This is a genomic window from Clostridium tertium (genome assembly GCF_017873245.1).
In the GTDB taxonomy this organism is placed as follows: Bacteria; Bacillota; Clostridia; order Clostridiales; family Clostridiaceae; genus Clostridium; species Clostridium tertium.
Genome location: NZ_JAGGJY010000006.1, coordinates 49,440 through 73,706, shown reverse-complemented (window position 1 = coordinate 73,706; position 24,267 = coordinate 49,440). Strand labels below are relative to the sequence as shown.

The 24,267-nt window shown below is 29.7% G+C and carries 17 protein-coding genes and 1 pseudogene; 1 reads left to right on the top strand and 17 read right to left on the bottom strand.

Annotated elements, in window-relative coordinates; all coding sequences use genetic code 11:
• Positions 1 to 23: 23 nt before the first annotated feature.
• From J2Z25_RS08530 to J2Z25_RS08505, 6 genes and pseudogenes are all read right to left on the bottom strand, one after another.
• The gene (locus J2Z25_RS08530) at positions 24 to 1,346 is read right to left on the bottom strand and encodes a UDP-glucose dehydrogenase family protein (protein ID WP_209739763.1); all 1,323 of its coding nucleotides are present in this window, start codon (positions 1,344 to 1,346) and stop codon (positions 24 to 26) included.
• Between the two features lie 13 nt (positions 1,347 to 1,359).
• The gene (locus J2Z25_RS08525; protein WP_097033204.1) at positions 1,360 to 1,971 is read right to left on the bottom strand and encodes a sugar transferase; all 612 of its coding nucleotides are present in this window, start codon (positions 1,969 to 1,971) and stop codon (positions 1,360 to 1,362) included.
• Between the two features lie 157 nt (positions 1,972 to 2,128).
• Entirely contained in the window at positions 2,129 to 2,740 is a 612-nt protein-coding gene (locus J2Z25_RS08520; RefSeq protein WP_209739760.1) for a YveK family protein, read from the bottom strand.
• A gap of 329 nt (positions 2,741 to 3,069) precedes the next feature.
• Positions 3,070 to 7,512 (bottom strand): glycoside hydrolase family 2 TIM barrel-domain containing protein, encoded by a 4,443-nt coding sequence (locus tag J2Z25_RS08515; RefSeq protein WP_209739758.1) that lies wholly within the window; start codon positions 7,510 to 7,512, stop codon positions 3,070 to 3,072.
• Positions 7,513 to 7,981: 469 nt separating this feature from the next.
• The gene (locus J2Z25_RS08510; protein ID WP_209739754.1) at positions 7,982 to 13,255 is read right to left on the bottom strand and encodes a glycoside hydrolase family 84 protein; all 5,274 of its coding nucleotides are present in this window, start codon (positions 13,253 to 13,255) and stop codon (positions 7,982 to 7,984) included.
• A gap of 690 nt (positions 13,256 to 13,945) precedes the next feature.
• A pseudogene (locus tag J2Z25_RS08505) lies at positions 13,946 to 14,116 on the bottom strand (family 1 glycosylhydrolase); the annotation flags it as partial.
• 244 nt (positions 14,117 to 14,360) lie between these two features.
• On the opposite strand from J2Z25_RS08505, the gene J2Z25_RS08500 reads away from it, so the two are divergent.
• A complete protein-coding gene (locus J2Z25_RS08500) occupies positions 14,361 to 14,513 on the top strand; it encodes a zinc-ribbon domain-containing protein (RefSeq protein ID WP_008680595.1) in 153 nt (50 codons plus the stop codon).
• Between the two features lie 247 nt (positions 14,514 to 14,760).
• On the opposite strand, the gene J2Z25_RS08495 is transcribed toward J2Z25_RS08500, so the two are convergent.
• From J2Z25_RS08495 to kduI, 11 genes are all read right to left on the bottom strand, one after another.
• Positions 14,761 to 15,555 (bottom strand): hypothetical protein, encoded by a 795-nt coding sequence (locus tag J2Z25_RS08495; protein ID WP_209739752.1) that lies wholly within the window; start codon positions 15,553 to 15,555, stop codon positions 14,761 to 14,763.
• Positions 15,556 to 15,593: 38 nt separating this feature from the next.
• Positions 15,594 to 17,579, bottom strand: a complete 1,986-nt coding sequence (locus J2Z25_RS08490) for a heparinase II/III family protein (RefSeq protein ID WP_209739750.1) — start codon at positions 17,577 to 17,579, stop codon at positions 15,594 to 15,596.
• A 12-nt stretch (positions 17,580 to 17,591) separates the two neighbouring features.
• Complete coding sequence (locus J2Z25_RS08485) at positions 17,592 to 17,864, bottom strand: preprotein translocase subunit YajC (RefSeq protein ID WP_209739747.1); 273 nt, start codon at positions 17,862 to 17,864, stop codon at positions 17,592 to 17,594.
• A 2-nt stretch (positions 17,865 to 17,866) separates the two neighbouring features.
• Positions 17,867 to 18,277, bottom strand: coding sequence for a PTS sugar transporter subunit IIA (locus J2Z25_RS08480; protein WP_008680602.1), 411 nt, complete (start codon positions 18,275 to 18,277; stop codon positions 17,867 to 17,869).
• 11 nt (positions 18,278 to 18,288) lie between these two features.
• Positions 18,289 to 19,104, bottom strand: coding sequence for a PTS system mannose/fructose/sorbose family transporter subunit IID (locus J2Z25_RS08475; protein WP_097033197.1), 816 nt, complete (start codon positions 19,102 to 19,104; stop codon positions 18,289 to 18,291).
• Positions 19,094 to 19,900, bottom strand: coding sequence for a PTS mannose/fructose/sorbose/N-acetylgalactosamine transporter subunit IIC (locus tag J2Z25_RS08470; protein ID WP_008680606.1), 807 nt, complete (start codon positions 19,898 to 19,900; stop codon positions 19,094 to 19,096). The genes J2Z25_RS08475 and J2Z25_RS08470 overlap by 11 nt, the downstream gene beginning before the upstream one ends.
• 16 nt (positions 19,901 to 19,916) lie before the next feature.
• Positions 19,917 to 20,417 carry a PTS sugar transporter subunit IIB gene (locus tag J2Z25_RS08465; RefSeq protein ID WP_209739744.1) on the bottom strand — a complete coding sequence of 167 codons (501 nt, stop codon included), beginning with the start codon at positions 20,415 to 20,417 and terminating at the stop codon, positions 19,917 to 19,919.
• Positions 20,418 to 20,455: 38 nt separating this feature from the next.
• A complete protein-coding gene (locus tag J2Z25_RS08460; protein WP_209739741.1) occupies positions 20,456 to 21,643 on the bottom strand; it encodes a glycoside hydrolase family 88 protein in 1,188 nt (395 codons plus the stop codon).
• A 31-nt stretch (positions 21,644 to 21,674) separates the two neighbouring features.
• Complete coding sequence (locus J2Z25_RS08455; RefSeq protein ID WP_008680609.1) at positions 21,675 to 22,418, bottom strand: GntR family transcriptional regulator; 744 nt, start codon at positions 22,416 to 22,418, stop codon at positions 21,675 to 21,677.
• A gap of 91 nt (positions 22,419 to 22,509) precedes the next feature.
• A complete protein-coding gene (locus tag J2Z25_RS08450) occupies positions 22,510 to 23,307 on the bottom strand; it encodes a gluconate 5-dehydrogenase (RefSeq protein WP_008680610.1) in 798 nt (265 codons plus the stop codon).
• A gap of 20 nt (positions 23,308 to 23,327) precedes the next feature.
• Positions 23,328 to 24,158, bottom strand: a complete 831-nt coding sequence (gene kduI, locus J2Z25_RS08445; protein WP_209739737.1) for a 5-dehydro-4-deoxy-D-glucuronate isomerase — start codon at positions 24,156 to 24,158, stop codon at positions 23,328 to 23,330.
• Between the last annotated feature and the right edge of the window lie 109 nt (positions 24,159 to 24,267).

Here is a 24,267-nt window from a genome sequence, read left to right as displayed (position 1 = left end):
TATTTTCATATAATATACACATTTTATTGTTCAATTTTAAAATTAAGAATTTCTCTTCTTCCTATTGAGTAATAATCTATTTTAGTCTCTTTAACTTCTTCTAATCTAAAGCAATTTCTGCCATCAAATATTATTGGTGTTTTCATTAATTCCATATATTTTTTTATTTCTATTGCTTTTATTTCCTTCCATTCGGTAAATATAAATACCATATCTGAATCTTTTAATGCGTCTTCTGGATTAGATACATAACTTATTTCTGTAGGATATTTTTTCTTAAAATTCTCTATTCCTACTGGGTCAAAGGCTACTATTTCAGCTCCTTCATCCAATAATCTTTTTATATTAGAAATTGATGGAGCTTCCCTTAAATCATCTGTTTCAGGTTTAAATGTCAATCCAAGTACCGCAACTCTTTTTCCTTTTAAACTTCCAAACCTTTGCTTTGCTTTTCTAAATAACTTAAGCTTTTGATTTTCATTTACTTCTATAGCTGCTTTTATAGTTTTTATCTCATATCCATGGTCATTTGCTAGCCAATGAAGTGCCTTAGTATCTTTAGGAAAGCATGATCCTCCGTAACCTAACCCTGCATTTAAAAACTTGTCCCCAATTCTTTTATCATAGCTCATTCCTTTTACTACATCTTCTACATCTGCATTTATAATTTCACAGACATTAGCTATTTCATTAATAAAACTTATCTTTAATGCTAAAAAATCATTTGAAGCATATTTTATCATCTCAGCACTTCTTCTATCAGTGCAAACTATAGGCCTATTAAATTTACAATATATTTCTATTAATATCTTCTCCGCTCTTTTTGATTCTACTCCAATGACTATTCTGCTTGCTTGCATCGTATCTACTATAGCTGTTCCCTGTGATAAAAATTCTGGATTAGATGCTACCTCAACATTTACGTTGTTAACTGTATTTTCTTTCATGAATTCTTCAATTCTTTCATTAGTTCCTATTGGCACAGTAGATTTAACTACAACTAAACAATCATTTTCTACGTTTTCAGCAATTTGTTTACATACATCAAAGATATAATCTAAATTAGCTGAACCATCTTCTCTCTCTGGAGTTCCAACTCCAATAAATACAACAGTTGCATTTTTATATACATTTTTATAATCAATAGTAAAATCTAATCTACCAGCATCAAAATTCCTTTTAATTATTTCATCTAATCCCGGCTCATATATCGGAGCTTTACCACTTTTCATTACTTCAACTTTCTTTTCATCAATATCTACGCATAGTACATTATGCCCTATTTCTGAAAGACATGCTCCTGTAACTAACCCAACATAGCCCGTCCCAGCCACTACTATATTCATTCATTCCCTCCAATCAATATGCATTCTTATCTCCAAATAGCAAAATAATTGTTTTAAATATCAACTTTATATCTAGCTGCATATTTCTATGATTCACATAATCGATGTCTAGCTTCATCCAATCCTCAAAGCAAATATTATTTCTTCCAGATACCTGCCAATAGCAAGTAAGACCTGGCTTTACTTCCAGCCTCTTTAGCATCCAAGATTCAAATTTTTCAACTTCACTTGGAAGACTTGGCCTTGGTCCAACCAAACTCATTTCACCCTTTAAAACATTTATTAACTGCGGTAATTCATCTATACTTGTTTTTCTTATAAACCTTCCTATTTTCGTAATCCTAGGATCGTCCCTCACTTTAAACATAGGCCCCGCCATTTCATTTTTATGCTCTATGCTTTTTCTAAGAGCTTCTGCTCCATCTACCATTGACCTAAATTTATAAATTTTAAATTCCTTTCCATGTAAACCAACTCTGGTTTGAGAAAAAAATATCCGTCCTTTGGATTCTAATTTTATTAAAACTGCTGTTACTAATAATACTGGGCTTACTAAAACAATACCTATAATCGATCCAATAATATCTATTATTCTTTTAAGGATTAAGTAACTAATAGTTTTCATACTTCCTCCTACTTTTATTAATACTGCTTAATCCATTATCTTACCTTTATTAATAGAATTGATTTATTAGCTTACTATTCCTAAACCTTACTAGTAATAGTATTTATTTTCATTATTATATACCCTATTTAAAATGGATGAGTATCTAATAATATAATCAAACCCTTGTCTTACGGAGAAATTCCAGTAAAAATGATAATGCAACACTTACTATTAATCCTAATAAAAATGCTATTGAAATATTAATTATTTTATTAGGACTTACTGGTTTCTCTGGAAGGCTTACTTGTTGTAACACTTTTACATTCCCATTTGGAAATAATTCTTTTGATATTTTTATAAATTCTTTTGTGATTTCTTCAATTAAATCCCTTGCCTCTTTTGCATTTTCACTTTTAAAACTAACTTCTAAAATTTGTGTATCAGCAATTGTAATCACACTTAGGTTTTCTAAAACTTCTTCTGCATTTAAATCAATATTAGCTTCTTTTGCTGCTTTTAAAATAAGGTCATTTGTTTTTATTACTTCGCAATAAGTTTTCATTAATGTCTGATACATTATTACATCACTTTGACTATAACTTTGATTTGCTTCTGTAGTTTCTTTTCCTATAAAAAGCTTTGTACTTGCTTCATATTTAGGCTCAATTATAAAAAAACTTAATACTACTGAAGCCAATGTAGATAATAATGTTATTATGACTATAATTTTTCTCCTTTTCTTCAGTATTTTTATAATTTCTTCAATACTTATTAGCTGCTCTTCCAAATTACCTCCTCCATTCAGGCTCATAAGTTATTTTTTAATATCTACATAATAAAACTTATTCTTTTTCACGAATTTTCTATTAATAATGTCAAAAATTCTATTTATGTAATTTTTTTAAATAATTTTTTTATAAAAACTTATTATTTAACTTAATTAATATCATTCTTTTTCAATTTATTTAATTATATGATTACATTAAATATTTGTTACACATAAATATTGGGTAATATAAATTTATTTTTAAAGAAGCAATAGACAAATCTATTTTTATTTTCTTTATATAAAAAATGCCCCAAGAGAAATTCCCCTGAGGCATATAAAAGTATAAATTATTTTAATCCGTATTTTCTTTTTCTTAATATAACTGTTCCTACTCCTACTAGTACTAAGGCTAATACAAGTATTTGAGTACTTGATACTACTGAACCAGTTGAAGGCAATTTAGTATCACTATCTCCTATTGAATTGCTTGAGTCATTTGTATTTCCTTGATCATTTGAACCGCCTTGATCCCCTGGATTACTTGGCTCTACAGGCTTACTTGGCTCTATTGGTTTTTCTGGATTGCTAGGATTTTCTGGGTTTGTTGGTTCTTCTGGGTCTGTTGGTTCACTTGGATCTACAACTTCAGGAACTTTTTCGAATTTAGCATTTAATACTACATCAGAACTAACTATAAATCTGTAAGTTGCATCTTTGCTAACTTCTTTTCCTTCTGCATCAAACCAACCTATGAACTTATATCCTTCATTTGCTGTTGCAACTAAAGTAGCTTCTTCACCTTCTATATATTTTCCTGAACCTGCAACTGAACCTCCCTCTGTTTTATTTACTGTAACTGTATACTCTTTTGGTACTGGTAATATATAATTTACAGTATAAACATTTTTAGATCCATCTTCTGCACGTACAACTATTGTTGATTTATTATTATGAATTGGTAATATAGTTATTGCTGCATTTTCTTCTGATGTTGCTTCAACTAACTCTGGTAATTTTTCTAAATTAATTGAGTATTCATTTGTAGATGGATTAAAGTTATCTAAAACTTTTCCATCTATTTTTATTTCTGTTAAAGTGTTTGTAGTCTTAGCATTTTCTTGCATTACATATTCATAAACTTTTACTTCTGTTAATCCAATACAATTTCCAGCTTGTGGTTGTTGCATATAAATTCTAATACTATCAGTGTTTATAACTTCATCTAAGAAGTAAGTTGTTTCACCAGCTGTATGTGATACTTCTGTTGTATTTGTATGTGGCGCAATAACGTATTCTCCATTTTCATTTTTATAGCTAATTTCAACTTTTTTTGGAATTCTTGCACTTAAATTATCTGTAAATAACCATAAATCTAGACGATCTATATCATATTTGTTATTCCAATCAAATTGAACATATGCACCCTTAGGTTCACCATTTTCTCCAGTTAAATTACGCTCATTCCAGTTTGTCCAACGTTCATTAACATTTTCCCCACCATTTGTAATTCCATTGTTGATTGAACTTAAGTTATCTGCTGTTACTTTACAACTTTGAGATAATGTTGGAACATCATCATTTTCACTTGATTTATTTATTGCAAGATTTTTAGCTGCTTTTAAAGCTGGAACTACACGTACATTTGCTATAACATTATAAGTTTCCCCTAATAATTCTACAGTACCAGGAACTGAAACATTTGTATTTTCAGTTGAAAAATCTAAACCATCAAGATTCCAATTAACAACAAACTCTTCTGATTCAGTACCATTTGCTAAATATCCTTTTACTGTCTTAGGAAGTGTAGGTATATTTCCTGCATAAGTGAAAGTTGATACATTTTCCATTGAAACTACATTACCAATTACATGTATATTAACAATTACTGCAATATCTGTACCTGATAATTTACCAGTAACTTTAAATATTTGTGGAGTACTTAATTGTGCTTCATCATATTCATTCCAATCAACTTTTACAGTTTCAGTAGTACCATCACTATATCTAGCTGTAACTTCTTTTGGTAATAATGGCTTTTCTTCTAATGATACATAATAATCTTTAACTATATCATAAGATTCTATATACTTGTTATCCCCTGCAGTATTTACAGTATTAATAGTTATAGATTTAGATTCTAATCCTTTACCTGAAACAGTTAAAGTCATTTCTCCTGCATCTTTAGTTGATTGAACTATAACTAAAGCTTTACCACTAAATGCACTTCTAGTTCCTGATTTATCAGTTGCTGGTTTATACCTATCTGTATCCGCTGCGTTACCATTATCTAAACCAACTATTTTACCATTTCCCTCAAGAGTATAAGTTAATCTATTATTTGCACCTGAAGCTATGTTTCCATCTGCATCTACTAAATCAACAGTAATATAAGATAAGTCATATCCATCTGCACTTATAGTAGTTTTATCAGCACTTAAATCTACAGTCGATACTTCTCCATAAGTTGTAACTGAAGATCTCCCTTCTGTATTAGTTAATAAATTACCTTCCTTATCATATCCTTTTGCTTCTATTGTACCTGCCTCATATGGAACAGTGAAGCTTGGATATAATGAATCATTTTCAAAAGTATAGTACTTGTATCCTGCATCTGTTATATGCTCTGTAGATATTTTAGTATCAATTAATCTTCCATTTAAATATAATTCAACTTTATAAGCATCTGTAAACACGTCAACTTGCACATTTCCATTTTGAACTGGGATATCTTCTTCATTCCATGTTGGTAATACATGTAATGTGTTTACATCATCATTCCATTGACTTTGATATAAATAATAAACATCCTTTTCAAATCCCGCTGTATCAACTATACCAAAGTAACTTGATTTTGGTGCTGGATTTCCTCCTGAAACACTTCCTGGACCTGTCCCATTCCAAGGTGTAGGTTCTCCAATATAATCAAATCCTGTCCATACAAATTCTCCTGCATTATAGTCATGCTTTATTGTGTATTTCCATGCATCACTTGCTGAATGTCCCCAACCTACTTTATTTGAATTATTATCAAATTCAGGTAGTTGAAGATCCTTTTTACTTTCATTGTTATGATTTCTAACCTTATAATATCCTCTACTATGAACTGCACTACTAGTTTCTGATCCATAAAGTATCCAGTTAGCTTTACTATTTCTTAAACTGTTAAATTGATTTTCATTAGCATAGTTAAACCCTACTATACCACCATTATTAGCAACAACATCTGAAATAGCTACGGCATTAGTATTGCCAAGTCCCCCCTTACTCTTGTTATCACCAATAGTAACAGGTCTTGTTGTATCTTCATCTTGAATCCACTCAACAATATTTTGTGCAATTGTAGAATAGTTAGAAGAGTTTCCACCTATCCCCTCTAAAACTTCGTTTCCTATTGACCACATAATTACTGATGGATTGTTTATTGAAGTTTTAACCATTGTTCTAGCTTCAAATTCTCCCCAAGACATTCCTGGCTCTCCATTAATTATTTGATTGCCTTCTTCTATAGGGGTATTGAAAAATTTAGAAAAGTCATTTACATTACCATTCTTAGAGTTTGTCCAAGTATCAAATGCTTCGTTTATAACTAAAAGCCCTAATCTATCGCAAATTTCTAATAACATTTCACTTGCAGGATTATGAGTAACACGAATTGCATTTACACCCATTTCCTTCATTATCTCCATTTGACGCTCAACGGCTCTATAATAAGAAGCTGCTCCTAAAGCCCCTTGGTCATGGTGCATACAAACACCCTTAAGCTTCATATTTTCTCCATTCAATGAGAAACCTGTATCTCTATCAAAATTGAAATATCTAAATCCAAAGTCTGTATAGTAAGTATCAACTACTTCATCATTTACTATAACTTCATTTTTTATTTTATACATATTTGGGTTATCAACTGACCATAAATTCGGATTATTTACTACTGCTGTTTGTTTAAAAGTAAAGTTTCCATTTGCAGCTATATTTTCAGTTGTTTCTACTGGATTACTAACTTCTTCTCCATCAGAATTTACAACAGTAGTTTTAAGTTTAATATCACTAGTGTTCTCTGATTCATTTTCTACAACTGTTTCAACTACTACATCAACATTTCCGCCTTGCTGTGTTTGTATTTCTGGTGTAGTAACAGTTGTTCCTAAATGTGAAACATGGATAGAATCTGTAACTGTTAAAGTAACATCTCTATATATTCCACTTCCTGAATACCATCTACTACTTGGAGTTGGATTTTTTACTTTTACTGCTATTATATTTTCACTTTCTCCATCACATATTAATTCATCAGTAATATCAAAAGCAAATGCTGTATAACCATAGTTATGTTCACCTACTAGCTTACCATTTACATAAACTTCAGCATTCATATAAACACCATCAAAGTTTATAGTAAATTCTTTGCCTTCATATTTTTCTGGAATAACAAAATGTTTACGATACCATCCAGTACCTCCTAATAAAAACCCACTTTCAGCTTCACCTTCAACAGTAAAATCTCCTTCAATACTCCAGTCATGTGGTAAGCTTAAAGAACGCCAAGATGAATCATTAAAATCAAGAGCTTCTGCACCTGCTTGATCACCTTTGTAAAAGCGCCAATCTTGGTTAAATAACGTGGATCTTTCCCCATCCTTAATAAAACCTACATACACTGTTTCAGCATTTTGTTTTTGCTTAGCCTCAGCATTTAAAGGTATTGCAGATGTTCTAGTTGTTGGTACTAAGCTAGTCATTACAGACATCCCTACCAATAAAGCACAAAATTTTTTTTGAAATGGTCTCATCTTAAATCCTCCCCTTATAAAATATCTTTTTTATTTATTTGAATAATATTATTAAAACTATTTAAATTTAATAATATTAAACAATACCCTATAAGTGTATTTAAATAAAATATGAATGAATAAATAAATGATTATTATATATATCCAAGCTTACTTACTATTCTTTATTTTTCTACCGTTTCATCCAAAATAATATACATTATATACTTTAAAATCTTTTCACTCCATTTTATTTATACAATAGTTTAAAAATAATTAATCAAATATAAATCTTATTTATTTAATATTCCTAATACTTTTTAATCCATTTTATTACATATTTTAAATTATATCATTATTTTTCCGTCTCATGTAATTGTTTACTAAACCTGTTAGAAATTTATAGATTTATCTAAGAATTTTCATAATTTCAATTTATAAATAATTGAGCCCCAAGGGAAAATCATCCTGGGGCTCAGAAAAATTCAAATTACTTTCTTCTTCTTAGTACAGTTCCAGCACCAATAAGTGTTACTGCAATTCCTACTAATGCAAGTGATGAAGTTCCTCCTGTTATAGGTAAATTACCACTACCATTATTAGAATTGTTATTACCATTGTTACTGTTGTTATTGCTACCATTATTATTGTTATTATTGTCTCTTACTACTAGCTGATCTATTGCTTTTTGTAATTCAAGCTCTGCTTTTAATATATCAGCTTCTGTAGCATTTTTATCTTTTAATACTTTTTTAGCTACTTTTAATTTTTCACTAAGGACTTCAAAACTTTCTTTTGTATAATCCTTCTTCTTATAAACTTCTGCTTTATTTATTAAAGCTTCAAGTCTTTCTTTGCTTGGTTTTACTTTTAATTCAGAGAAAGCTTTAAATAATTCAGCATAAGCTTTTGAAACTTCTTCTTCAGTTGCATTCTCATTTAAAAGAACTTTCTTTGCAATTTCTAATTTATCTTTTAAGGCATTCCAGGATTCTTCTGTATAGTTTTCACTATTTAAGTTCATTATCTTTTCTATTAAATCAGTTAAAGCTCCTTTATCTGTATTTTCAAAAGATAAAGATTCTATTGCTTTAGTTAATCTAGCTACTGATGCATCTATAACTTCTTGTGTTGCTTCTTCATCTGCTAGTATAGCCTTAGCTTCTTCTAAAGCTTCTTTAAATTCAGCAACTAATGATTCATCTTCAACTTTTGAAAGATCTTCTTCTGATATTGAACTTGCTTTATCAACTAAAGCTTGTAATTGTTCTTTATTTGCAGGTTTATTTTCAACTACAACTAAAGAATCGATAGCTTTATCAACATTGTCTATAGCTTCTGTTACCATATCTTTTGTTGCATCAGCATTAGCTAAAACAGTATTTGCAACTTCTAAAGCTTCCTTAAGAGCATTGAATGTTGCTTCTGTGTACTCTACATCACTACCTATAATAGCATTTGCTTTATTAATAACAGCTTTTAAATCTTGAATATCAACTAATCCAGTTATTGCATTTACTAAATCTTCTTTAGCTTTATCAATATCAGATTGACTTACACTTGCTAAATTATCTAATGTAGATTTTGCTGTTTCTAAAGCTTCAGTAAATATAGCAAAACTTCCTGCTGTGTAGTTTTCTGCTATATACTCCTCAGAAGATGCTATTAATTCTTCTAAATCAGTTATATTTGGTATATCATAATTATTGATTGTAACTATTTCATATATAGTAGGAGCTACCCCTTCCCAATCAATTCTTATTTCATAGATGTTATCATACTTAGTATTTAGAATTTCATTTAAACTCTTATCTAGTGTTCCAAGTTCATTCCAAAGTTCTTGTCCATCTTCATCATATCCAGTTCTAACCATAACTTTAGCATTCGAAATACCATTGCCACTTTGAACAATATTTATCTTCTTAACATCTGTATTTTCAGATAAACGATATGTTAAGCTTCCTGATTTTACTTGTCCATTATTAGTATTTGGTTTATATGCTGTAGTTAAATCGCCATCCTTAATATTTTGTGGGCCAAATCCTTCTACCTCTATTGGATTAGAAACAAAAGTTGGATCATTTACAGCTGGAACATATTCACCATCGTTAATTAAGATTTCGCTTATTTTAACCCATCTATGCATATAATTTGCAGTAAATAGTATTCTTAAATATCTTGCTTCTTTAGCTGAATCTAATTCACCTTTTACAAAAGCATGAGAAATTGGAACTATAGTAGTACTATCTCCATGATCATATCCAGCATCAACTGGCTTAGAATTAATATCACTATCATCATTTTCTATACCATCACCAATAGTTATTACATCTGTCCATTCTTTTCCATCTAAAGATATTTGGAATTTAGCATCTCTTAGATAATTTATTTCTGTATCTAGAACAGCATAAGTAATATTACTTATATTCATAGTTTGTCCTAGATCAAATACTATACCACTATCTTTTCTTGGATAAGAATCAAATGATGCTGATGAATTAAAGTTTTTATCAAATATGCTTTCTACTTTACCATTAATTTTTACAAATGATTCTACTATAGATGGAGCATAAATTTCATTAGATTTAACTTCAAATTTATTTAAATTGAAAGTAACCTCTTTATTAGCTATTAATCTAACATATCTAGCATCTTGTAAATTACTTCTTGACTCTAAATTAACATTAGTCCACTCTAATCCATTCATAGATGTTTGTAATGTTAATCCATCTATATTCGATACTTCTAAATTTATTTCACTTAAGTCTTTAATTCTATCTAATTTAATTCCTATATATTCATTAGCATGTAAAGTTATATTTTCTTTTGGTACTAATTTTGTTAACTCCTCATTTTCAAAAATTGATGCAAGTTCTAAATCGGTATTTGTATAAACATTCTTTGTTGATACATCTGAACCTTGCTTTTTCACACTAATTTCTGAGAATATTACCCATTTATGTGCATCTTCCTTGTTAGTTAATCTAACATATCTAGCTTCTTTTCCCTCAAGATTTTCTTCAATTATATCTTGTCCACTGTCTTTTCCTGTATATTCTTTAAATGTTGTCCAATCTTGATTGTTTGTTGAATATTCTAATTTGTAACTAGTCCACTTATCTCCCGAACCATTTCTTCCAACAACAAATCTAACATCTCCTACTGGAATTACTGAACCTAAATCTAATCCAATATAATCTCCTGCATAACTCATATCTCCTGTATGAGTTTTATACCAAACATCTGTAGAATCATTTCCATCTAATAAGTTAGCTTCAGATCCTGCATATATTCCTTGCCATCCTGGAGTTCTTATTATAGTTGCATTTATTCCAGGTTCTTCTTCTACAATATCATCTTTATTAATTATTATGTCTTTAACACCAAACCATGTATTTGATCTATCTTTAGTTGCAATCACACGAACTCCCATTGCATCAAGATTTAAACCATCAACAGTAATTTTACTTGGCATAGTATAAACTTCTTCATTTAAATCTATCCATTCTCTACCATCCACTGTATATTGAAGCTTAGCCTCTTGCATTGTGTCATTTGGATTAGAAATAGCACCTAATGAAAATTCTATGTCTTTAATATTAATTACTTTATTGTATTTAACACCAATATAAGTTCCTGCTACTATAGTATTCGGATTCTTATAAACAACTTCAGTTGAAGGATTGTTATCTAAAACATTTGATAAGTTTCCAGCTGGAACATCTGATCTATTAGTTATAACAGATGCAACTACCTTAGATGGATCTACTATACCAGAAACTATTGGAGCTAAAGCTTGTTCCATAGTTTTTATGAATGGAACAATATGTTGAACACCTACCTCTGCATATTCAGTATGATCTACATAGTGGAATCCATAAGACTTTGACTTCTCAAATGCAGCTTGTGCTTCTGAATAATTTGTCCAAACATCATTATTATTTCCTTCTTCATTTGCAATAATAGCTTTTAAGTATCCAATTGCTGCTGTTGTTGTATCTTCCCAGCAATTTAACCAGTAAATTATTTGATCTCTTGTCTTTGAATTTCCTGGATTATTTTTATAATAATCTGCTGCATCTTTAAGTTTTGTAAATTCTTCAATTAATGCTAATGCATCTTCTTTAACAAGTGCACCAGAATCATATTTTTCTTTGAATGCTGTTAATTTTGGAGCTAATTCGATAGATTCTTGTAATGCAGTAACACGACTATCCATATTTTGATTTATCATGTGCTTACTAATTTCACGTAAAGCAGCTGAAGATTCAGTTTCTATAGCTGTATTATGATCCATATATTTAAATGAATCATTCCAGTTTTGATCTGCCTCTGCTTTAGTCTCCCAAATATTCCAAGAGTAATCTGCAACTGCAAATAGCGCTGATTTGTTAGCTTCTGATTGTTGCATTGGATTTAACATTATTCCTTCAATTAGTGTTGGATCTACTCCTGGATGTAAAAATGTATCATTTCCCCCCATTATTAAATGTTTCTTAGAGTTATCTGAACATGGCCAGTTAATCCAATAATATGGTGCTCTGCCTGTATTATTCTTAAATGTTTGTGAGAAGTTTTGAGTTACTTCCCCCCAAATTCTTCCACCAGTCATAACAAGTTGTACATTTTCTGGAGCTTTTTTTAAAGAAGTGAACTCATTACTTGATCCATTTCCCATATAATCAAAAGGAATGTACGGTAATGTAGTTTTCATATCAGGATATTGTGACTTTACTTCAGTTTCTAACCAAGTAGTTATGTCGTTTACTAATCTAAGCCCAAGTTCTCCACCTGGATTAGCAAAGTCATCTGCAAGTATAGCAACTTGCCTAACACCTTGATCTATAACTTGTTTAAGCTTAGCTTTTAAATCAGTTAAATCCTTTTGATATCCATCTTCATTTTTATTAATTCCAAAAGGATCATTTCCTGGGAATGGATGAATTCCATATACAAACCTACACTTAGAAGCATTCCCTGCATCAGCTAACTGTTTAATCCATGTAAGCTCATCTTCAGTGTAAAGAGAACGCCACTGAACTCTATGCTTTGGATCATCTTTAGGAGCATAAAAGTAAGCATTTAACTTATAATATCCACCATAAGTCATAAGATCACTTCTGTCTTCTACTGACCATGGATTTCCATAGTACCCTTCTATAAATCCTCTAGTAACTACATTTGCATAGTCTTCAATTTTAAAATTCCTTATTCTATTATTATTTATTTGATTTACTACATGATATAAAGTTGTTAACCCATAAAAAGCTGCATCTGTATCTTTTCCAAGAACAGTAATAATGTTATTGTCAGCGGCTAAGAAATAAGAATCAATTTTACTAAAAAGATTCTCTGTTGATAAAGTGTATTTCTCTGCATACTTATCAACAAATTCACCAGAGCCTTCAATACCTACTAAAATATTAGTTTTTCCATCAATAACTGCATTAGATGATGAAACTTCATATCCAATATTATTAGCTTTTAAAATTTCATTTTCAAGACGAGCTTTAGTATAAATATCTATACCAGATTCATAAACAACGTTTACACCATTGTCAAAACTAAAACTTCCTTCCTCATACTCTATACTTTGTGGTGATGGATAAATTTCATACTCAGTATTTTCTAATGTAGTAACTTCAACAGTTTGCACTCCATTAGATAGAGTTTCAGCCGATACACTAATTGTGCCTGACATATTTGATAATAATATGGCCCCTGTAAGCATTGCTGATAAATATCTTTTCGATTTCTTTATCATTACCTCTTTCCTCCTTAAATTTTTCTTGTCATGTATTTGCTCTTACAAAATGAACATATATAAGTTTGATTTTTCTATAATTGTGCTTCGACTTGGCTTCTTTCATAATTTGATTATTTTTTATAACATTATTGCATAAAAAAAGCTGAAAAGGATAATAAATCCTTTTCAGCTAATGCTCAAACTTAATTGATTACACGCTAACTTAAAACAAACACATTACATTATTTTCATATATATTATACTAATTTTTTCCTTAATTCGCAATACATTTTTTTATTTTTTCTGAATATTTATATTTTTTATCTTTTTCAAAACATAAGCTTTTGAGAATCATCACTATTAATAAGAATCTCTATAAAACTTTCATTTTCAATTAACCTCATTATTTGTGTATTAAATCAATATTATTTTCACTATTACCACTAGCAATAGTTATAGGTATTTTGACATCCTTATGACTACCAAATTAAACTATGGTTTTAAAAGTACTTATTTCTACTTCAATTAATCATACCTATGTAATATAAAAAATAATAAATAATACACATTAAATATTGATTATTCATTTGATAATTAATAATCCACAAGGGGGTCGCGAAACGCGACTCCCTTGTGGTAATTATACTCCTCTTTTCTCAATATCTAGACGAAAGTTTCAAATCTCCTCAGTCTACTATTACATTATTATTATAAAACTTCTCTGTTAGATTTTATTACTTTCTTATACCAGTCAAAAGATTTCTTTTTATATCTTTTAAGTGATCCACTAACATCATTATTTCTATCTACATAAATGAAACCATATCTCTTTTTCATTTCTCCAGTTGTAAATGATATTGGATCAATGCATTCCCAAGTTTCCTTTTATTTTTTAACATCATACATATTTGTAATAATTTTATATATAATATATAATTATTTTAAAATTTTCAAAAAATAATTAATATTTTTTACAAATACTATTGCATTATATTTATATCCATGTTATTATAAATGAGTAGCAAGTTGCTAACAAAACAAAAAAGTTTCATTTCGATAATTAGTTTCTCATAAATTAGAGATTATTATCAAATTAGAATCTTTAATTTTAGGAGGACTATATATGTCAGATAAAACAATAACATGCAGAGATTGCGGAAGCGAATTCATTTTTTCAGTAGGAGAACAAGAATTCTATAAAGAAAAAGGATTCGATAACGAACCAACAAGATGTATTTCTTGTAGAAGAGCAAAAAAAGAACAAAATAGAAGATAATTTTAGATTGTTATAAGCTATAGTGAGAACTATAGCTTTTTTATTTTTTATTATCTTCTTCACTACTTATATTTATTTATTTATATATATTTATTGAAAGTTATTTAAAGTAACTTATATATAATACAAAAAGTGCCCAATTACTTAGGCACCTTTTAATCTATTTTTCCTTTGCAATGTTAACTTTTAATTTTCATCTATTTTATTTATTAATTACTATATAATTAATATTGATCAATAAAACAATTTAAATTTCATCTATCCATCCCCATGCTTCTATTTGGGTTAACGCAGGAAACTCTGACTCATCTTCATTTTTTATTAGATCTGACAACCTTATCCATTCAACTTTAGATAGTGGAATGTCAAAATACTGACACTCTGAACTATTAGTTGTTTTTAATATCATTTCTTTACCAGTTGATAATGATAATTTAACGCTTGTCCAATAACTGTCATGTGGATAATCAGCTCTCAAGAATAAACCTATTTTATTTATTAAAACTTCTTTTCCAAATTCAACAGTTATCTCTGCATCCTTTTGTTTATTTATTCCCCAAGATTGATATGGCCATCTTCCATGTCCATCAGTTACACAAATCCCATCTATTGCATTACTTGCAAAGAATACCGATTCATTTCTAGTTTCAACATTTGCTATTGCATGAGGATAAACACCTGTTCCGTTCTTTTGATCTGCAGGATTCAATGCTACATTTCTATACTTTATTAATTCCTCTTTAGTAGGTCTTTCAACTGAAAAATAATGCCTATCGCCTTCAAACGCTCCAACTGGATAAGCTACCTTAGCTTCTTCAGTAAAAGGAAATACATAATGCATCTCAGTACCTCTAAAATAAACTAATGATTTGTCAATACACTTGTTTATCTTAACCCATAAATATTCTCCGGGATTAGAGTTAATAATTTTTACTGACGCTCCATCATCTAGAGTTCCCTTGTAACCTAAATATACACGGTCTTCACTAAATGCTTCTTTAATAACTTCTCCATTTCCTGAAATCAATTGAACCTTTAACATTTTATTATTCTCCTTTTTACTATGAATTAAAGCTACTTTTATAAAAGTTTAATTCTTTTATTATCCTTATCAAAAATAGTTAACTTACCGAATATTCCTTGACCCTTTTCGCTATAATAGATTTTATTTCCTTTGAATGTATCAAATCCACAATAGAATATTGAAAACTCTTCATCATCCTTTAAACTCTTTACTTCAAATCCGATCATCTTGTCCTTTTCAGCTTGTTCAGATTTACCATTTTGATGAACATATAGAGGTCTTATATTAATAGTATTCTTTTCATAAAAAGCTTCTACCTTAACCCCTCTATCTATAAATGAAGAACTAGATACTAATTTATCATTATTACATAGATGATTGTATTTATTAGAGAAAATACTCTTTGTCTTTACAAATGGGTCTCCTTCTAAAACATCTACTATAAAGCTCATATTTTCAGATTGAACCACATTTTTTTCTTCTTCATAAATGCATCTCGCTGTTGGTTCAATATTATAAATTGAACGCCATTTATGTTCACCAGGATAATCAATTTCCGTAAATACTAATACGACATTCATTTTATTTTCTAAAAAAACTGTTCTTTTTATTGTGTATAAGTTTTTCTTTGAATTTTCAATCTTTTCTTTTTCTGTCATATCAGCCTTTCCTGACCATATTCCTTCTAAGGCTATATAATTTCCTTTTTGATTATAGATACTTCCTATTGGATCTTGAACTTCGTCATATGAAGAATCTCCACTAATCTTAAAATCTTCCTTATCATCAACATCAACAGTATTATGCATCCATTGTTTTTTTAAACCTGTTCTTAGTGGGGAGTCATTTCTATAAGTAAATCTTCCCGGATCCCCTACTATATCAGTCTTATTTAAAGTAATAGTCATACTTCCAAGAGATGCATGTCCATGAGCACTTCCATGTCTACCATTAAATAATGTTATTAAATGATTATTATCCTTATATGCCAAGAATCCACTATCTATTTGTTTAAAACAGCCGTTAACCGAAACATTCTTAGAGTCTATATACTTATTTTCATACATACTTCCAACAAACAAAATTCCCTTCTCATTTTTAGAAGGAGCCTCAGATGACAATCCAAGGCATCTATATATACTATACACATATGAAAAATCAACATTATCACTATCGTTTAAAGAAAGTAATTTTTCATTATGTTTTATATAAAATTGAGATGCAGCAACTAAAGGCTTTAATTTTTCTCTAATATCTAACGGTATATATTGCTTTGTATATTCAGCATGCATCATTACATATGTTATACTTAATACAACTTCATGGTGATACATAGGACTTTGTTCCCACTGTATTCCATCTTGATAAAATTGTATATTAAGCTGATTTTCTAACAGGTCCCATGCCCATTTTCTATGTTCTTCATCTACTAAATCAGGGAATAAAATAGATACTGAAAGTACACCTGTAATAAGTAATATGCCCCAATTACTTAACAATTCTTTTGGTTTATAAGCTTCATATAAAAATTCTAAGTGTATTTTTAATGACTCTTCAAATTTTTCTAACTCTTCATTTGATAACTCTAAATCATTTCCTAAATATATCAGGCTTCTCATCCAATTAGATAATCTTATCCCTGTATCTAGAGTACGCCAGGTATCTTTATTATAATCTGAAGGATTTCCATTATACTTTATAAAACTAAAAAGATATTCCTTCCATTTTTCTAAATACTTTTTATCTTCAGTAAGCCTATATGAAATTGCTAAATCTACCATAAATCCGTTACGACTTAGCATAAATGTCCATTCCGGGTCAAAATTAGCGGTTTTGTTCCAATCCACTCCATCAAATATATAAGGAACAGATGTTGCTTCCATATCCATAGGATCATTATAAATTATTACGTTACGACAAAGTAAATCGCCTTGAAACTTTGCTCTTTTTATTTCTTTCTTACAATTTTCCCTAACAATCCTTCTCCAATTATCCCCTAAAAAATCATTACTATATTTATTAACTAAATCAAAAGCTATCATAATTTAATATCCTCAACTTCTTCCTATAATACTAGATGGTAGAACTTTTATTATAATACCTTTACTTATTTCAACGGAGTAGCCCCTTTCATTCTTTTCCCTTAACGTTCCCAAAATACCAGAACTCAAAACTACTTTATCTCCGATAATAAGTTCATCAAGAAATTTAGAATGCTTCTCATTATTCTCTCTAATTCCCTTATATTTAAGCATTGATGAGATAATATAATAAACGAAGAATATTATAATAATTAATACTATAAAAATTATTTTTTCGGTACTCATTTTTACATCATCCTATTAGATATTAATACTGTTGTATCTTTACTTTCATTAATGGAGTTTGATAATTCAGATTGAATATCCTCATCTTCTACTTCTCCTAAACAACATTTCATTGCTAAATCTACAACTAAAGCAAGATTAATTCCTGAAATAATATATTGATTTAACTTTGAAGATTCTAAAATTAAACGAGCTGCTATTTGATGAGGTGCTCCACCTGTTAAATCGGCAAGAACTATAACCTTATCATTGTTATCTAATATTTCCTTTAATTTATTTTCAAAACCTTCATGAGTTTCATTTGCATCTAAATCAAGTCCAATAATATTTTCATTTTCTCCAACTAATAAAGATACTGATGATAAAACTCCACTTGGAAAATTACCATGTCCTACAACCACTAATTTATACATTTAAAGTCCCCCTATACTAGAATTCCGAAATATGAAAGTCCTATACCTAATACAAATAGTAAAGCTAATAATTTATATGTTGACCATTTATATTTCTTTACTAATGTAAATACAGCAATAGTAATAACTGCAGGTAACATATTTGGAAGTATTTTATCTAAAATTGTTTGAATAGAAACTATTTGTTCCTCTCCTGAAGCAAGAGTAGTAGCATATTGAATACCTATCTTTGCTTTTACAAATGTAACTGCTAAAGCTGAAATTACAGTAACACCTACTATATTTGCTGCATTAGAAATTTGACCAATCTTTTCACTTAAAGTAGCAATTACATTAGTTCCAAGTTTATATCCTAAATGTCCCATTAATAACTTAATTGCTAGTAATGAAACAATCATAGTTATCCAGAAAGCCATTGGAGCAAAAGATAAACCATCCATAGCTAAACCAGCAAAAATAGTTGAGAATAATGGTGCTAAACCAAATTGTGCTATTGAATCCCCTATTCCAGCTAAAGGTCCCATCAAAGCCATCTTTATACTACGAGTATCTTCAATCTCTTCACCATGGTCACACATTGCTAAATGCATACTAGTTATAAATGGTAACATATGAGGATTAGTATTATAGAATTCAATATTTTCCATTGAAACTTCTTTTAGTTTTTCTGGATCATTTTTATAAATTTTCTTTAATGCTGGAAAAATTACAAATAAATATCCTGTTCCTTGATATGAGTTATAGTTAAATCCATTTTGTAAATAATAAGATCTTAAAGTAACGTTTAAATAATCCTTTGCTGTTAATACTGGCTTTTTAGATTCCATTTGAAAAATCCTCCTCTTCTACAACCACATTTGAAGCACTAGATGCTTGAACCTCTACATTCTTTGTGTTTAAGTTATACATTATTATTGCAAATACTGCTCCAACTAACGCAGTAGCCATAGTTGGTAATGCTAAATATGAAACACAAATATAACCTAATAAAACATATGGAATATATTCCTTCTTAAGCATAACTGACATTATCATAGCAAATCCTATTGCAGGGATAAGACCACCGGCAACTGAGAATCCTTTAATTAACCATTGTGGTAATACATCTACAAATGCTTGTAATGCTGGTAAACTTACAGCTGAAGCAAAGCCTACAATAAATCCAACAACTAAGAAACCTATAAATGTAGCATTAGCAACTAACTTATACTTTTCATATTTGCCTTCAGCTATTAATTTCTTAGAAGTTTCTGTTGTTCCTGAAAAAGCAGTATATACAGCTGTAGTAAGTAATTGGAATAATACAGCAAATGGGAATGATAAAGATAATGCTGATTCAGGAGTAACTCCTTGATTCTTTAAAGTAATAGCCATTATTGTTCCAACGATTCCAGGTCCTAATTGGTTTGGAGGAACTGTACCACCAGCACCAACTCCAAATCCCATAAATGCTAATTCAGCTAATGCACCAAATGTTAGTGCTGTAGGAATATCCCCTAATACAAGTCCAACTAAAAATGACATAACAATTGAACGATTTGTATAAATACCTAATAATTGTCCTGCATAACAAAATGCAGTAATTAAGCCTATTAAAATTGCCTGAGTTAATGATATATCCATTTTTATTCCTCCCTTTTTATTCTAATACCTTATTTAATGCTTCTATTGTTTGAACACCATCATTTGATACAGGTGATGTCTTAGTATTAAATTCAACATTATATTTATCTCTTAATTTACGTAAAGCTTCTTTATCTTCTTCACCTAAGTAAATAAATTGAGAAACCTTTTCTTTACCTGCAGTAGCATGTATATTACCTACATTTAATTTTTCAATAGGAAACCCACCTTCTGCTAATCTTAATGCATCCTTACAATCCTTTACAACAACGAATATATTTTGATGCGGAGCAGCTTTCCAAATTACTTCGTTAGTTCTATCGATTGTCCAAAAACGTACACCAACTTCTTTAGGAATAACTGTTTTCATTAATGTTTGTTGTATTGCATCTGTCGATACTTTATCATTTGCAACAATAACTAAATTCACTCCTAAACTTTTAATCCATAATTGGCCTTGTCCATGTATTAATCTTTCATCAATACGAACCATTTTTATATTTGGTTTATTTTCCATAATAAACTCCCCCATTTAATAAATTATTATATTATTTTTTACCAATACATTTTCCAATCCTTGTAGAATCTAATTAAGGCTTCCATATAAAAATAGTCCCCCCAAATATTACCTTCATTTACACCTTTACCTGAATGCCAAGAATAAACCCCATGATTTATTAATGCTGTAGCTCCCTCAGTTAAATCATCAGTATAATTTTTTATTAAGCTACCTAATATTGAATGTTGTATGTATCTATAAACATTTTTCATTTCATTAGTTTCTGATAAAAACTTATCCATTAAATTAAATCCACAAACTGCTATAGCTGCCGAAGATGAATCTCTTGATTGTCCAGAACCATCATTAAAAATTAAATCCCAATAGCATACATAATCTTCCGGTAATCTATTTATAAAATAATTTGATACTGCTTCAAAAATATCTATATTTTCTTCATTAATATCATAGGAATAATTTAATGCTATTCCATATATTAACCAAGCCTGACCTCTCGCCCAACTAGAATCATCTGAATACCCTTGTCTAGTCTTACCTCCAACAGGATCTCCAGTGACTGGGTCAAAGTAAAATGTGTGGAATGCAGAAGCATTGTCTCTTACTGCATTTGCAATAGTTGTTTTAAAATGCTTCTTAGCAATTTTACTGTAATTTTCTTCTCCTGTTACCTCTGTAGCCCAATATAATAAAGGTATATTTAAAAGACAATCAACAATTAATCTATAATTATCGCGTGCTCCCAATTCACCCCAAGCTTGAATAAATTCGCCCTTTTCTTGATAACGTTTAATCAAGGCATCCGCAGCCATAATAGCTGCATCATATGCTATCTTGTTTCCTGTTAATTTATAAGCACTAACACATGATGGTATATAAAGAAATCCTAGGTCATGATGACCGACTTCAATATTATTTGCAATTCTGTTATAAAATGATTCAACATTTTTTTCTGCTAATTCTCTGTATTTATTATCTTTTGTATATTCATATGCTAACCATAAAATTCCTGTCCAGAATCCATTGGTCCATTCAGTATTATCCATAATACCATACGCATTATCTTTAGTCGCTGGCGTTGGAAAGTTTTCTCCAAATATTTCTATATTTCTATCTATTTTTTTAATACATTTATCTAATGCTTCTTCAATAGTTTCTTTCGATAAAAAACCACAATTAAAATAACGTTCGCTACGAATCAACGGTTCTTTTATAATACTTCGCATATTTTAAAACTCCTTAATGTCTACTTTTTACTTAGACATTATCTTCAGTTTGAATTTCTATAGAGTAAAATTTATAATGTAAATAGGTTCTTACAAATTCAAATGGTATTTGTGCAGGATAATAAGTAATTCTTTCTGATTTATAAACTGGTATATTTTCATCAATAGCTAAAGCCTCGCATACACTCTTTTCCTTAATTGGAAATTCAACTTTTATTTTTTGCTTCATTGGTAAAGTCATCAAATTTATTCCTAATGATTTATTTAACTCATCAGACAGCCTATCTTTTTCACTTAGACCTTTGTAGTTAAAATTCTTTAAATATTTCTTTGGAATATAGCTATTTTGAAATTGCCACGGAGTATCATTAATAAAACTTACACGACAAAAATGAACTAAAATTTCATTTGACTTAACATTTAATTTTGCCGCAATTTCTTTATCTTCTAATTCTCTAACCAACAACATTTTTTTACTTTCTACGATACTTTGCTCAGAATACTTATTCTTAACCTCTTCAATTATTGGGCTACCTTCATCGAAGAAAGCACGTCTATGCTTAAAATTTTTCCTTACATATGTGCCTTCTCCTTGTTTTCTAATAAGGTATCCACTCAAAACCAAATCTTGAAGAGCTCTAACAACTGTTGTGCTACTTACGTTGTATAGTTTTTTTAACTCTCCTTCAGAATAAATTTTATCTCCTGGTTTAAATTTTTTCTCTTCAATCATCTGAATAATGTCTTGTTTTATAATTTCATATTTTGCAATCATAACTCTTAACTCCTTAATAATATAACATGTTAATATAATATATCATATTATATCGGCATTCAAGTTTACATAATTATAATTTCTGTTTTCTTTATGCTTCTGGTTGCTTTCCTATAGAAGCAAGTATTCCTCCATCTACATATAGTATATGTCCATTTACAAAGTTAGAAGCATCCGATGCTAGGAATACTGTAGGTCCAATTAAATCATCTGTATTTCCCCAACGAGCCGCTGGTGTTTTAGAAATAATGAAATCATTAAACGGATTTCCTTCAACTCTTAGAGGTGCTGTTTGTGGTGTTTCAATATATCCAGGTCCTATACCATTACATTGGATGTTATTTTCACCATATTCTGCACATATATTTCTTGTTAGCATTTTCAATCCACCTTTTGCTGATGCATATGCACTAACAGTTTCACGACCTAACTCACTCATCATGGAACATATATTAATTATCTTTCCATGACCTTTTTTAATCATAGATGGTATTACTGCTTTAGAAACAATAAATGGTGCATTTAAATCTACATCTATAACTTTTCTAAAGTCAGCTGCTGACATTTCAATCATTGGAATTCTTTTGATTATTCCAGCATTATTAACTAAGATATCAATAACTCCAACTTCTTCTTCTATTCTTTTAACTAAAGCTTGTACAGCATCTTCATCAGTTACATCGCATACATACCCTTTTGCTTCTATTCCATCTGCCTTATATGCTGCTAATCCTTTATCAACTAGTTCTTGATTTATATCATTAAAAACTATTTTAGCGCCTGCTTTTGATAAACCTGATGCAATTGCATATCCTATTCCATAAGATGCTCCAGTTACTAAAGCTATCTTTCCTTTTAATGAGAAATTATCTAACTTAAAATCATTCATTAAACTTAATCCTCCTCGTTTTATTTTAAATCATTCATAGAAACCATATCCATATCATCATATGTTATGTTTTCTCCACACATTGCCCATATGAATGTGTAATTGCTTGTACCTACTCCTGAATGTATTGACCAACTTGGGGAGATAACAGCTTCTTCATTTCCTACTACAATATGTTTAGTTTCATCTGGTTTTCCCATTAGGTGGAAAACTTTTGTGTCTTCATTCATATCGAAATATAAATATGTTTCCATACGTCTTTCATGAGTATGACATGGCATTGTGTTCCATGCGCTACCTTCTTCAAGAATTGTATATCCCATTTGTAATTGACAACTTTCACATATATTTGGATGAATGTATTGGAATATTTTTCTCTTATTTAATGTTTTACCTTCACCAACGACCCTTGGCGTGATGTTATCTATAGCTATTTTCACATTTGGATATTTATGGTGTGCAGGTGTTGATACAACATAAAACTTTGCTAAATTATTTAAATCATTAGATTTAAATATTACTTGCTTTGTTTCCTTTCCAATATAATATCCATCTTGTTTTTTCATTTCTTCTTCTTTTCCATCAATGATAATTGTTCCAGGACCACCTATATTAATAATCCCAAGTTCACGACGTTCTAAGAAATAATCTACTCCAAGCTCTTTTGAAAGAACTATTTCCAAAGGCTTGTCCTCAGGTGTTACACCTCCAAATATTTGACGATCGTAATGTAAATAAGTTAAACAAACTTTACCAGGCACAAATATTCTTTGTTGTAAAAATTCACTACGTAATTCCTCTGTTGAATAATGCTCTATATCCTTAGGGCTATGTGCATATCTAGTTTCCATCTAAAACACTCCTTTCTTCGTGTTAACCAGTTAACACATTAAGATGTTAATATTATATTACTACCATTTGTAACCGTAGTCAATAAGTTTCTGAAAACTTTCTCAAATA